The organism is Pseudarthrobacter xylosi, from assembly GCF_055412765.1.
The window spans coordinates 143,099-155,581 of the sequence record NZ_JBVAYT010000005.1; the positions used below are offsets into that span (position 1 = coordinate 143,099).

Genomic DNA, 12,483 nt, shown 5'->3' on the forward strand with positions numbered 1-12,483 from the left:
TATTCCTGGGGTTATAGGACAAAACGTGTGTATAGCTCGGGCGCGTCATGAGCGTCCTGCCCAGCCTTTGCGGTGCCAGAGTCCTTCGTCGGCAGTGAGTCCTGTGCTGTATAGCTCGGGCCCGGGTTCCTGCTCTGTCCGGATTGATTTGGTCTTGGGCGGGTTGTAGTGGCGGGCTTCGATGAGCGTGGCTGGTGGCCGGAACTGCTCGCTGTGCAGGTAGAGGTACCACTCGATGGCGCGTTTCTGGTGGTCCTCGCTCATGCCTCGGTGGGCGCGCAGCAGGAGCCGGAGCTGGGCGTTCGTTCCGCCTTCGATCCTGTTGGTCGTGGAGGCGATATCTAGCCCGGCGTATTCGCTTCCCAGATAGGTGAAGAGCGTCCCGGCTTGGCCGAGGCGTTCCAGGAGCCGGTAAGCCTTACGGAGCCTGTCATGGGTAAACCACCAGGACTGGTTCGTCCGGACCCACCCCGGGACCACGGCACTGGTGGTGCGGTATGTCCGGGCTTTAATCAGGTGCCCGTGCTGCTGATGCCAGTCATTGAGTCCTGCCAGCCAGGCCGCCGCCTCCGCCGGAGCCTTGATTCTCGTCAGGGCGCGCCCCAGACGCAGCAACGCCTTGCCGGCCTCGGTCCTGGGCCGGCTAGTCAGGTAGGTGCGGACGTTGCGCTGGACATGAACCAGGCAGCGCTGCACCGCAGTCTCGGACCAGCACTCGGACAGGGCCGCGGCGATCCCGGAACCACCGTCGGTGACCACGACCCGCGGGGCCGGAAAGCGTTCCAGCAGCGCAGCCCACGCGGCCTTCTTCTCGGTGTCACACCACTGCCAGCCCAGCACGTAATCACCGGCGACAGCGATCAGGCAGCACCACGAACCCACATAGATACCATCGACCTGGATCTGGTCATGGACCTCTCCCGTGACCGGGATCTGCGGGGTGATGTTCCAGCACCATGCCGTGCGCCGCCGGAAGGACCTGGCCGTGCCGAACGCAGCAACCCCGGACTGACTCGACGTGCCCATCACCCAACCAAGGAACGCCTTCAGTTCCGCCCGCCGGCTCACATCCGGGCGTTCACCCGAACGGCTCGCCCCGCATTCGAGGCACCGGTATCGCTGCTTACCCGCAGCCGTTTTCCCATTCCGCACCAGTACCTGACCGCAGACCAGACATTCCAGAGATATGCAAGCACCCCAGCCACCCTAAGCTCCCAGAGCTTAGCTATCCCTGATTTCCCATGCGCTTACTGGGATGCAGCCCCATCTATACACACGTTTTGTCCTATAACCCTATTCCTGGTCGACGCGCACATTCCCTGGTGACACCGAAATTCGGGTGTCGTCGGGGATTTTCCGTGTCGCTGAGGAAACTGCGCGTCATAGGGGCGGTCCACGCGACGAAGCTGGCCCACGCCAAAGTTCTTTACGCCAGCCGTTGACAGGATCCATGTAACGCGCGTAACGTAAATCACACGCAGCATGTAACGCGCGTTACTAAACGAATCCGGCCGGTTACCAGACGGGCCCCACGCAGAAGTCCCGGAGCATTCAATGGCGAACAGCAACCCACCCGCACTTGCAGCGAAGACACGCGCAGCAGGTACGACGACGGCGGCCCCCTCGCACCGTGGCGTCACCATGGCGGATGTGGCTAAGCACGCCGGAGTGTCCCGCACCGCAGTGTCCTTCGTCCTCAGCAACCGGGAGCACGCCAACGTCTCCGAGGACACGAAGCACCGCATCCTCGAAGCCGTTCAAACACTCGGCTACAGGCCCAACGCCGGTGCCCGCGCCCTGGCCTCGCAGCGCAGCGACTGGTACGGCATCGTCACGGAGATTGTCACGGCACCGTTCGCTGTCGACATCATCAAGGGTGCGCAGGACCAGGCATGGTTGTCCCGCCGGTTCCTGCTCATCGCCCCTTCCGACCAGGCCGATGCCGTAGGACCCAACCAGGGCATGGAGGATGCAGCCTTTGAAAAGCTGCTGGAGCAGAGGGTGGAAGGACTTCTGTACGCGGCCACCTTCCACCGGGCCGTGCACGTTCCGGAAAGCGCCAATGAGGTGCCCACTGTGCTGATCAACTGCTTCGACGCGGACGGCAAGCTGCCCTCGATCGTCCCGGACGAACGCGCAGGTGGGCGCGTCGCCGTCGAGCGTTTGCTCCAGGCAGGCCACTCCAGAATCGGTGTCATCAACCTGGATCCGAACATCCCCGCCGCGGTCGGACGACTGGAGGGGTGCCGTGAAGCACTCGCCGAAGCAGGGCTGGAACTGGACCCCGATCTTGTAGTCTCGGGATACGCGACGGCGGATGGCGGCTACGAGGCCGCCTGCGAGATTCTCGATAAATACCCGGCTGGGGCAGGCAGGCCAACTGCACTGTTCTGCCTCAACGACCGGATGGCTATGGGCGCCTATGACGCCATCAAGGAGCGCGGGCTCGCCATCCCCCAAGACATCGCCGTGATCGGCTTCGACAACCAGGAACTCATTGCGGCCTACCTCAGGCCAAAGCTGACCACGGTTGCGTTGCCCTTCGAGGAGATGGGTGCGCTGGGTGTCCAGACACTCGCAAGCCTTACAGCAGGACAGCCGATCACCGCCCATCAGCAAATGGTCGACTGTCCGCTGCTAGAACGCTTTTCAGTCTGACGGCAAATCAACAACTGGAAAGCAACCCCAACCACACCTTCACCTTCAGAGATGAAGAGAGGAAAGAGATACCCATCATGACACAACAGCGATTCTTCAGGGCTGCCCGAATCACGGCGGCCAGCCTGGCAATAGGTGCCCTCCTGCTCACCGGCTGCTCAGCCAACCAGGGCACAACAGGTGCCACCGGCGCCTCAGCCGAGAGCGCATTCCTGACCATTCCCCGCGAGGACATGGGCACGTTCGTCCAGAACTTCAACCCCTTCGCTCCCACGGTGAACCCCATGGTGCAGCAGTCGATCTACGAGTCCCTTCTGATCTTCAACCCGGCAAAGGGGGACACAACGCCATGGCTCGCCACTGAGTGGCAGGCGGCAGCCGACGGCAAGTCCATCACCTTCACCCTCCGCGATGGCGTGAAGTGGTCGGATGGAAAGCCGTTCGTCGCAGAAGACGTGGCGTACACGTTCGAACTGCAGAAGAAGATCAAGGGCGGCTTTGAATACCTCGAAACGGTGACGGCCGACGGCGCCAGCAAGGTTACCTTCAACTTCAACAAGCCGTGGTCGCCGGCCCTGTACGACCTCGGCCAGCTCACCATCCTGCCCAAACACATCTGGTCCGCGCTTGCTGACCCGGGCAAGGATACCAACGCCAAGCCGGTGGGCACCGGCCCGTACACCGAGGTGGACAGCTTCCAGGCCCAGTCCTTCGTGCTGAAGAAGAACCCCAACTACTGGCAGCCGGAAAAGCAGAAGATCGCCGGCATCAAGATGCTTGCCTTCGCCGGGAACGACGGCGCCAACCTCGCCGCCGCGAACGGTGACGTCGACTGGGCGCCGCAGTACATTCCGAACATTGAAAAGACCTTCGTCTCCAAGGACAAGGAACACCGCCAGTACTGGTTCCCGGCGACGGGCGCGACCATCAACTGGCAACTCAACACCACCAAGGCACCCTTCAACGACGTTGATGTCCGCAAGGCACTCAGCATGGCTGTGGACCGTGACCAGGTGACCAAGATCGGCATGAGCGGCTACGCAAAGTCGGCCGACTGCACGGGCCTGTCCGGCAACTATGAAAAGTGGAAGAACGCCACTGTCAAGGACAACTGCACGTGGACCAAACTGGACGTGGACGCTGCGAACCAGCTGCTGGACAAGGCCGGCTTTGCCAAGGGAGCCGACGGCAAGCGCACCCTGAAGGACGGCAAGCCTTTTGAGTTCAAGATCTCCGTGGGCGCTTCATCATCCGACTGGCTTTCCGTGGCCAACGTGATTTCCCAGAACCTCGCCGAGGTCGGCGTGACGGCCAAGGTTGATTCCCCGGACTGGGCGGCAGTTGTAGCCGGCTACGAGACGGGCGACTTTGATTCCGGCATCGTCTGGAGCGCCAACGACCCCAGCCCGTACAAGTACTTCAACAACTCAATGGGCACCGCATCGGTCAAGCCGGTGGGGACCAAGACGTTTGACAACTACCACCGCTTCGGGGACGCCAAAGCAGACGCGCTGCTCGCCGAGTTCGCCGCGGAATCCGACGAGTCCAAACAGAAGGACATCGCCGACAAACTCCAGGAAGAATATAACGACGCCGCGCCCGTGGTGCCGCTGTTCTCCGGCCCGGAATGGGGCGCCTTCAACGACACCCGGTTTACCGGCTGGCCCACGGAGGACAATCCCTACGCGACTCTCTCGGTGAAGTCGCCCACCACCGTCCTGGTCCTTACGACGCTGGAACCGCGCAAGTAGCGCGTCGCCACCCTTTCTACTGGCGGGCCCGCGCCTCTTCCAATGGGGCGCGGGCCCGCCACCCAAAAAACTTTCCGCAATTCCCGAATGGAGGGAAACCGTGCGCTTTATCCTGCGCCGCCTGGGTTTCTACCTGATTGCCTTCTGGGTGTCCATCACCCTGAATTTCCTGCTCCCGCGCTTTATGCCCGGCGACCCCGTCTCCCGGATGTTCGCCAGGAACCAGGACCGGATGCAGCCCGAGCAGATCGAGCAGCTGCGCAAACTGCTCGGCGTGGACGACCGGCCACTCTGGGAGCAGTACTTCGGCTACCTCCACAACATGCTGACCGGCCAGATGGGGGTTTCCATGTCCCGCTTCCCCGCTCCCGTCACGGAAGTGATCGGTTCGCAGGTGGGGTGGACGCTCCTGCTGGGCGGGACCGCACTGGTGATCGCCGCCGTCGTGGGCAACCTCTTGGGAATCCTGGCGGCGTGGCGCCGCGGCGGCGCCGTCGACTCGGCGCTCCCGCCGCTGCTGATCTTCATCGGCTCCTTTCCCTACTTCTGGCTCGCGATGGGCGCCCTCTACCTGTTCGGCGTCACGCTGGGCTGGTTCCCCATCCGGCACGCCTTCAGCGACACCATCGTGCCCGGCTTCAGCTGGGAGTTCGTGTCCGACGTCGGCATGCACCTGGTGCTGCCGGCCCTCACCATCGTGCTGGTCTCGATCGGCGGCTGGATGCTGGGAATGCGCAACACGATGATCGCCACCAACGCCGAGGACTACATCACCATGGCCGAGGCGAAGGGCCTGCGCCCGGGGCGGATCATGTTCCGCTACGCCGCCCGCAATGCCATGCTGCCATCCGTGACCGCCTTCGGCATGAGCCTGGGGTTTGTGGTGGGCGGTGCCCTCCTGACCGAGGTGGTGTTCGCCTACCCGGGCGTGGGCTACCAGCTGCTGGCCGCCGTGCAAGGCCTCGATTACCCGCTTATGCAGGGCCTGTTCCTGACCATCACAGCCGCCGTGCTGCTGGCCAACTTCCTGGTGGACATCCTCTACGTCCGCCTCGACCCGCGCGTGCGCAGCAACTAGGACTGATCATGACCACTTCCATCGCAAACACCGCTTCCAGCCTGCCCGGCGAGACCCTCGCAGATCCGCTCACCGGCAAAACGCCCGACGGCGGTACCGGGCTTCCGCCGGCAGTTTCCGTCCGCAGGTCCAACCGGAGCCTCCTTCACGGGCTGCTGACCAACAAAAAGGCCATGACAGGCGCCGCCATCCTTTTGATCTTCATCGCACTGGCCCTCCTCGCGCCGGTACTGTACCCGGACAACCCGTCCAAAATCACCGGCATGGCGTCACAGGAGCCGGACGCCGAATACTGGCTGGGCACCACGGCCAAGGGCCAGGACGTCCTGGCCCTGACCATCCACGGTTCCCGCAGTTCGTTGTTTGTGGGCCTGACCGTGGGGTTTGCCTCCACCTTCATCGGCATCCTGGTGGGCCTGGCCTCGGCCTACTTCGGCAAGTTCATAGACGAGGCCCTATCCCTCACCACGAATGTGTTCCTCCTGCTGCCGGGCCTGCCACTCCTGGTGATCCTTGCCGCGTTCCTGCCGCCCGGCCTTGGCACCGTCATCCTGGTGCTGGTGGTCACCGGCTGGGCCGGCTCTGCCCGGGTGCTGCGCTCGCAGGCGCTGTCCATCCGGTCCAAGGACTTCGTGGCCGCTGCCGTGGTCACCGGCGAACGGCCGCTCAGGATCATGTTCGGTGAAATCCTGCCCAACATGGCCTCCATTGTGATGGGCACACTGTTGGCCTGCATTATCTACGGCATCGGCGCCCAGGCCGGCCTGGAGTTCCTGGGCCTTGGCGATGTCAGCACGGTCTCTTGGGGAAACAACCTTTACTGGGCCGGCAACGAAGGTGCACTGCTGACCGGCAGCTGGTGGGTATTTGTCCCCTCCGGACTTTGTATCGCGCTGGTGGCCTTCTCGCTGGCGTTGATCAACTACGCCGTGGACGAAGTTACGAATCCGCGGCTGCGGAAAATCCGCAAAATCAAGAAACCCAAACCCGTCACCACCGGAAAGCGAGCAGCGGCATGACCGTCTCCCAGACCTCCCTCGGCTCGCACCAGCCCGTCCTGGAGATCAAGGACCTCACCGTGAAGTACCGCAGCGACACCCGGTCCATCACCGCCGTCGACCGCGTCTCCTTCAGCATCGGCGCCGGCGAGATCTTCGGCCTGGCCGGCGAATCCGGCTGCGGCAAATCCACCATCGCGAACGCGATTATGCGGCTGCTGCGCGACCCCGCCGAGATCTCCGGCGGCAGCATCCGCTTCGGCGGCAAAGACGTCCTGGCGCTGGACAAGGAGGAGCTCCGCCGGTTCCGCTGGCAGGACGTGGCCATGGTTTTCCAGTCGGCCATGAACTCGCTCAACCCGGTGATGACCATCGGCGACCAGATCGTCGATATCTTCACCACGCATGCCGGCTACTCCCGTAAGGAGTCCCTGCGCAGGGCCGCCGAACTGCTGGAACTGGTCCGGATCGATCCCGCCCGGCTGAAGTCCTACCCGCACCAGCTGTCCGGCGGCATGCGCCAGCGGGCCGTCATTGCCATGGCCGTGGCGCTGAAGCCCTCGCTCCTGATCCTCGACGAGCCCACCACCGCCCTGGACGTGGTGGTGCAGCAGGAAATCATGGCCCAGATCAAGGACCTGCAGCACCAGCTGGGCTTCTCCGTCCTCTTCATCACGCACGACATGTCCCTCATGGTGGAACTCTCGCACCGGATGGCGGTCATGTACGGCGGCAGGATCGTGGAAACGGCCAAGTCCAGGGACATCCATACCGCTCCGCGCCACCCGTACACGCAGGCGCTGATGGGAGCGTTCCCACCCCTGACGGGACCTCGTGTGCCGCTCACCGGCCTGGCCGACGGCGTGAAGTTCAGCAACATTGCGGACCTCCGGGAAGCGGCTCCCGGGCATTTCGTGGCACCGGTTTCCCAGGCTCAGTCGGCGCAGGACGAGCCCGCCCTGGAAGGAGCTCACTCATGAGCAAGCACAGCGAAACACCGGCCCTTGAAGCCCCAGCCCTTGAGGTACGGGGCCTGGTGAAGGATTTCCACAGCGGCGGCCTGTTCTCCCGCGCGGCCGTGCGAGCCCTTGGCGGGGTGGACCTGAGCATCGGCAGGGGTGAAATCGTTGCCCTCGTCGGCGAGTCGGGTTCCGGCAAGAGCACCCTCGCCCGCTGCATTGCGCGGCTGGAACGGCCCACTGCGGGCAAGATCCTGCTGGACGGCACCGACGTCCTGAAACGGGACCGGTTCCAGGCATCCAAGGAATACCGGGCACAGGTGCAAATGGTGTTCCAGGACCCCTTCGGCTCCCTGAACCCGGTCCACCGGATCGAACACTTCCTGACGCGTTCCCTCACGCTGCACGGAAAAGCCGGGACCCCGGACCAGCTGCGGACCAGGCTGGACGAACTGATGACCACCGTGGGACTCACCCCGGACATGCTCAATTCCTACCCGCATGAGCTCTCCGGCGGCCAGCGCCAGCGCGTGGCCATCGCCCGGGCGCTGGCCGTGGAACCCGAGGTGATTTTGGCCGATGAGCCCACCTCCATGCTGGATGTCTCGGTCCGGATCGGCATCCTCAACCTGCTGCGCGGGCTCCGGGACGAGAAGGGCATCTCCATGCTCTACATCACCCACGACCTAGCCTCGGCGCGCTACCTCGCCGACCGCATCGCCGTGATGTTTGCCGGCGAACTCGTGGAGGAAGGCGAATCGCTGGAACTCCTGGCGAACCCGGCCCACCCCTACACCCGGCTGCTGGTATCGGCTGTTCCGGACCCTGCCCGCACCGGATCCTACGATCCGTCCGAACGGGCCGAGCTGCGGGCTGCGGTGATGGAACCGACGTCGTGCGCTTACGACGGCGACCCCCAACAGCGGTGCTCCGCCGCCGAACCCGTGCGGCACCAGGTGGGCGATCCTGCCCACCGGCATTGGGTCCGCTGCCATCTGTACCGGCCGCCGGCCGCTGCGTCCAGCCACGCGTTGGCGACCGACCCCCTGGAAGAAGTGGTTTCCGCATGACCGGCCTGACCCACCCGCTGGCCACCGTGCCGCAGGACGAACTCGTGATCCGCGCCGAGGCGGACCCGCACCGCCCGCGCTTTCACTTCGTCTCGCCCGCGGGCTGGCTCAACGATCCCAACGGCGTCAGCCAGTGGAACGGCACCTACCACCTCTTCTACCAGTACAACCCGGAGGGCGCCTTTCACCACCGCATCCAGTGGGGCCACGCCACCAGCACGGACCTGGTCAACTGGACGGATCAGCCAGTCGCGCTGGAACCTACGGATGGGCCGGACTCTCCGGATGCTGACGGCTGCTGGTCCGGCGTGCTGGTGAACGACCGCGGCACGCCCACCCTGGTGTATTCGGGCCGGCACGGCGAACAAGAACTGCCCTGTGTGGCGGTCGGCTCGCATGACCTGCTCACCTGGACCAAAGCGCCGGAAAACCCGGTGATCGCCGCCCCGCCGGCCGGGGTGGACGTCACCGCCTACCGGGACCACTGCGTGTGGCGTGAGGGCTCCCGCTGGCGCCAGCTGGTGGGCTCAGGCATCCGCGGCCGCGGCGGCACGGCGTTCCTCTACGAGTCGGTTGACCTCCGGACCTGGGACTACATCGGGCCGCTGTTGATCGGCGACGCGTCCGCCGGTGATCCCGCGGCGACGGACTGGGAGGGCACCATGTGGGAGTGTGTGGACCTGTTCCGGGCCGGCCCCGGGTCGCTGGGGGATGCTGCGGAGCCGCTGGGCGACGGTGGCCCGGCCGAGGACGTGCTCGTCTTTTCCGCCTGGGACGACGGCGACACCCGGCACCCGCTGTACTGGACCGGGCGGTATTCCGGAGACTCCTTTGAGCCTGCCGCGCTGCACCGCCTCGACTACGGTGGGCGGTATTTCTACGCGCCCCAGTCGTTCGCCGACGACGCCGGCCGCCGCGTGATGTTCGGCTGGCTGCAGGAGGGCCGGACGGACGAGTCCATGGTGGAGGCCGGCTGGTCCGGCGTGATGAGCCTGCCGCGCGTGACGACGCTGGATGCAGACGGGGAACTGGCCTTCACCCCTGTGCCGGAGATCGAGTCGCTCCGCCGGGACCACGTCAGGATCGGGCCCCGGGAAGTCGCCGGCAGCAGCGTTCTTGCCGGCGTGTCCGGCAACCAGTTGGACCTGGAACTGGACGTTGAACTGGAGCCGGGGAGTGTCTTCCGGCTCGGGATTCTGGGTTCTGGCCTCCCTCCGGCCGGAACCCGACCCTGCCCGGCCGAGGAGACAGTCATCGAGGTGGGCCGCGCCGCCGGAAGCAGCGGGGAGTCCTGGCTGCGGCTGGACCGTTCGGGCAGCAGCCTGGACCACTCTGTGGACGTGGAGGAGCGGTCAGGGCCGGTAAGGCTTCCCGGCGGCAAGCTCCACCTTCGAGTACTCGTGGACCGATCGGCGTTGGAGATCTTCGCCAACGGCAAGCCCTTGACCGCCCGGGTCTATCCCACCCTGGGCGGGACTGCCGTGCGGCTGTCCGCCGACGGGAACGTGCGCCTGCGACAGCTCGATGCCTGGCGGATGGAGGACGTCTTCCGGGGGCCGCGACAGCTGTTCCCCTAGATACTGCTGCTCCTCACGCACGGGGTGAGCTACCGGCTGGAAGCGCGGGCAGAGGGCGGACGGCTTACCGTGAGCCTCGACGGCGCCCAGCTGATCAGCGTGGTTGACACTGCGATCGCTTCGGGAAAAGTGGGGCTGAACGTTTTCGACGGTCGTGCCGCCTACCAGGACGTCACAGTCACCGCGCTCCCGTGATCCCTGCACCGGCGCTGCGGCCGGTGCAGGGCGAGCTGCAGGCAAACGGCAGGTGAATCTTCTCACTAAACCAGAGTCGAGCCGCAACATTTGACGCTGGCAAACCGATGTGTCACGCGCGCGCAATCAGGAATGTAAGCGCTTGCACAATGTTCAGTCCACAGCGGTTTTTGACCACTGAAACACGGTTTGAAAGGCCTCCGCCGGCTGCCTACCGTAGAGGAGGGCCTGGAAACAGATAGCGTTCCTGGCCACTCACGGGGCCCTACCCAAGCCCCGTATCCCCTCGATACAACGGCGTCCTCGATGACGCCTGTTGTGTCTTCGGGTCGCCGGAGTTTCGGGGAACAGGGCACTAGCCCGTCTTCCACGAATAGTTACAACTCCGCGAGAAGAGCAAAAATGCACAAGCACCCCCAATCACCCCGGATGCTGCGGTGGCGCTCTGTCGCCGCAGCACTGGCGGCAGCCGTGACAGCCTCGGCCTTCCTGGCCGTTCCCTCAGCACAGGCCAACGAGCCGTCGGATCCGCCGGCCGTGCAGCAGATGCCGGCCCCAACACCCGGGTTCCCCCTGCCCACCCCGCACAGCCAGCAGGCATATGACCCGGCGTCGGACTTCACCTCGAAGTGGACCCGTGCGGACGCCAAGCAGATCATGGCGCAAAGCGATTCCACGGTTGCTCCCGGCGTGAACTCCATGAGCCCGGACGTCACCATGCCGGAGATCCCCGAAGACTTCCCCACCATGAATGACGACGTGTGGGTCTGGGACACCTGGTCGCTCACTGACGAAAACGCGAACCAGATCAGCTACAAGGGTTGGGACGTCATCTTCTCCCTGGTCGCCGACCGCAAGGCGGGCTACGGCTTTGACCAGCGCCACTGGAACGCCCGGATCGGCTACTTCTTCCGGAAGACCAACGCTGACCCGGCCAAGGACAAGTGGAACTACGGCGGCCACGTCTTCGCTGAGGGCGCCTCGATCGGCAACACCGAGTGGTCCGGTTCCACCCGCCTGATGCAGGGCAACAAGGTCAACATGTTCTACACGGCCACCACGTTCCACGACGTGGCCGAGCGGAACGCGGGCGGCGGCGGCATCGCCCCCGACGCTGCCATCGCCAAGGCCCTTGGCAACATCCACGCCGACAAAAACGGCGTCAGCTTCGATGGCTTCACGCACACCAAGCTCCTTGAGCCGGACGGCGAGATGTACCAGAACAAGGCGCAGAACCCCGGCTTCGCGTTCCGCGATCCGTACACGTTCGAGGACCCGGCACACCCCGGTAAGACCTACATGGTCTTCGAAGGCAACACCGGCGGTACCCGAGGAGAATACGAGTGCAAGGCCGAGGACCTCGGCTACCAGCCGGGAGATCCCAACGCCGAAAACCTCAACGAGGTCAACAGCATCGGGGCCTACTACCAGACCGCCAACGTTGGCCTGGCAGTGGCGGACAACAAGGACCTCACCAAGTGGTCCTTCCTGCCTCCCCTCCTTTCGGCCAACTGCGTCAACGACCAGACGGAACGCCCGCAGATCTTCATCCAGAACGAAGGCGGCAAGAACAAGTACTACCTGTTCACCATCAGCCACCAGTTCACCTACGCGGCCGGAATGCGCGGCCCCGACGGCGTCTACGGCTTCGTTGGCGACGGCGTGCGCTCGGACTACCAGCCGATGAACAACAGCGGCCTGGCCCTAGCCTCGCCGACGGACCTGAACCTTCCGTCCGAATCCCCGGAGCGGCCAACCCCCAGCCAGAATGGGCGCCAGTTCCAGGCCTATTCGCACTACGTGCAGCCGGGCGGCCTGGTGCAGTCCTTCATCGACAACGTGAACGGTGTCCGCGGCGGATCCCTGTCACCCACCGTGAAGATCAACTTCCGCGACGGAATTTCACAGGTTGACCGCACGTTCGGCCAGAACGGCCTTGGCCCGTTCGGCTACCTGCCCACCAACCTCAACGTTGGCGGTGCCGGCCACTACAAGTGACCGGCGCCATCGCTAGTCGGCACCATCGCTAGCCCACACCGCCCCTGACCGGGGCGAAATCAGTAAACGGGGACGTCCGTGACATTCACGGGCGTCCCCGCCTCAATTTTTAGGATCCCCGTGTTCTTCTTCGCCGCTTCCCGGCCGCACCAGAGCAGCCCGGACAGACGCCGGTCCGGCAGGCCGGCGCTCGCCGCCG

10 protein-coding genes are annotated in these 12,483 nt (G+C 64.7%); 9 read left to right on the forward strand and 1 reads right to left on the reverse strand.

Annotated elements, in window-relative coordinates:
* Positions 1 to 45: 45 nt before the first annotated feature.
* The gene (locus ACZY1F_RS12725; protein WP_463942247.1) at positions 46 to 1,188 is read right to left on the reverse strand and encodes an IS1249 family transposase; all 1,143 of its coding nucleotides are present in this window, start codon (positions 1,186 to 1,188) and stop codon (positions 46 to 48) included.
* A gap of 366 nt (positions 1,189 to 1,554) precedes the next feature.
* Between ACZY1F_RS12725 and ACZY1F_RS12730 the strand changes: the two genes are divergently transcribed.
* The 9 genes from ACZY1F_RS12730 (at position 1,555) to ACZY1F_RS12770 (ending at position 12,284) form a co-directional block, all read left to right on the forward strand.
* Entirely contained in the window at positions 1,555 to 2,658 is a 1,104-nt protein-coding gene (locus tag ACZY1F_RS12730) for a LacI family DNA-binding transcriptional regulator (protein ID WP_498049654.1), read from the forward strand.
* 77 nt (positions 2,659 to 2,735) lie between these two features.
* Complete coding sequence (locus ACZY1F_RS12735; RefSeq protein WP_463942028.1) at positions 2,736 to 4,409, forward strand: ABC transporter substrate-binding protein; 1,674 nt, start codon at positions 2,736 to 2,738, stop codon at positions 4,407 to 4,409.
* Positions 4,410 to 4,509: 100 nt separating this feature from the next.
* Positions 4,510 to 5,487, forward strand: a complete 978-nt coding sequence (locus tag ACZY1F_RS12740; protein WP_463942029.1) for an ABC transporter permease — start codon at positions 4,510 to 4,512, stop codon at positions 5,485 to 5,487.
* Between the two features lie 8 nt (positions 5,488 to 5,495).
* Positions 5,496 to 6,506, forward strand: a complete 1,011-nt coding sequence (locus ACZY1F_RS12745; protein WP_463942030.1) for an ABC transporter permease — start codon at positions 5,496 to 5,498, stop codon at positions 6,504 to 6,506.
* The gene (locus ACZY1F_RS12750) at positions 6,503 to 7,465 is read left to right on the forward strand and encodes an ABC transporter ATP-binding protein (protein ID WP_463942031.1); all 963 of its coding nucleotides are present in this window, start codon (positions 6,503 to 6,505) and stop codon (positions 7,463 to 7,465) included. The genes ACZY1F_RS12745 and ACZY1F_RS12750 overlap by 4 nt, the downstream gene beginning before the upstream one ends.
* Positions 7,462 to 8,514: an ATP-binding cassette domain-containing protein gene (locus ACZY1F_RS12755; RefSeq protein ID WP_463942032.1), complete on the forward strand. Its 1,053-nt coding sequence runs from the start codon at positions 7,462 to 7,464 to the stop codon at positions 8,512 to 8,514. The genes ACZY1F_RS12750 and ACZY1F_RS12755 overlap by 4 nt, the downstream gene beginning before the upstream one ends.
* On the forward strand, positions 8,511 to 10,091 hold the full coding sequence (locus tag ACZY1F_RS12760; protein WP_463942033.1) for a glycoside hydrolase family 32 protein: 1,581 nt from the start codon (positions 8,511 to 8,513) through the stop codon (positions 10,089 to 10,091). Before ACZY1F_RS12755 ends, ACZY1F_RS12760 begins: the two co-directional genes overlap by 4 nt.
* A gap of 69 nt (positions 10,092 to 10,160) precedes the next feature.
* Positions 10,161 to 10,286 carry a hypothetical protein gene (locus ACZY1F_RS12765; RefSeq protein ID WP_463942034.1) on the forward strand — a complete coding sequence of 42 codons (126 nt, stop codon included), beginning with the start codon at positions 10,161 to 10,163 and terminating at the stop codon, positions 10,284 to 10,286.
* Between the two features lie 402 nt (positions 10,287 to 10,688).
* Positions 10,689 to 12,284: a glycoside hydrolase family 68 protein gene (locus tag ACZY1F_RS12770; protein WP_463942035.1), complete on the forward strand. Its 1,596-nt coding sequence runs from the start codon at positions 10,689 to 10,691 to the stop codon at positions 12,282 to 12,284.
* The last annotated feature ends 199 nt before the right edge of the window (positions 12,285 to 12,483 follow it).

Coding starts and splice junctions, on each gene's coding strand:
- ACZY1F_RS12730 (WP_498049654.1), top strand. CDS start 1,555: ATGGCGAACAGCAACCCACCCGCACTTGCAGCGAAGACACGCGCAGCA.
- ACZY1F_RS12735 (WP_463942028.1), top strand. CDS start 2,736: ATGACACAACAGCGATTCTTCAGGGCTGCCCGAATCACGGCGGCCAGC.
- ACZY1F_RS12745 (WP_463942030.1), top strand. CDS start 5,496: ATGACCACTTCCATCGCAAACACCGCTTCCAGCCTGCCCGGCGAGACC.
- ACZY1F_RS12750 (WP_463942031.1), top strand. CDS start 6,503: ATGACCGTCTCCCAGACCTCCCTCGGCTCGCACCAGCCCGTCCTGGAG.
- ACZY1F_RS12755 (WP_463942032.1), top strand. CDS start 7,462: ATGAGCAAGCACAGCGAAACACCGGCCCTTGAAGCCCCAGCCCTTGAG.
- ACZY1F_RS12760 (WP_463942033.1), top strand. CDS start 8,511: ATGACCGGCCTGACCCACCCGCTGGCCACCGTGCCGCAGGACGAACTC.
- ACZY1F_RS12770 (WP_463942035.1), top strand. CDS start 10,689: ATGCACAAGCACCCCCAATCACCCCGGATGCTGCGGTGGCGCTCTGTC.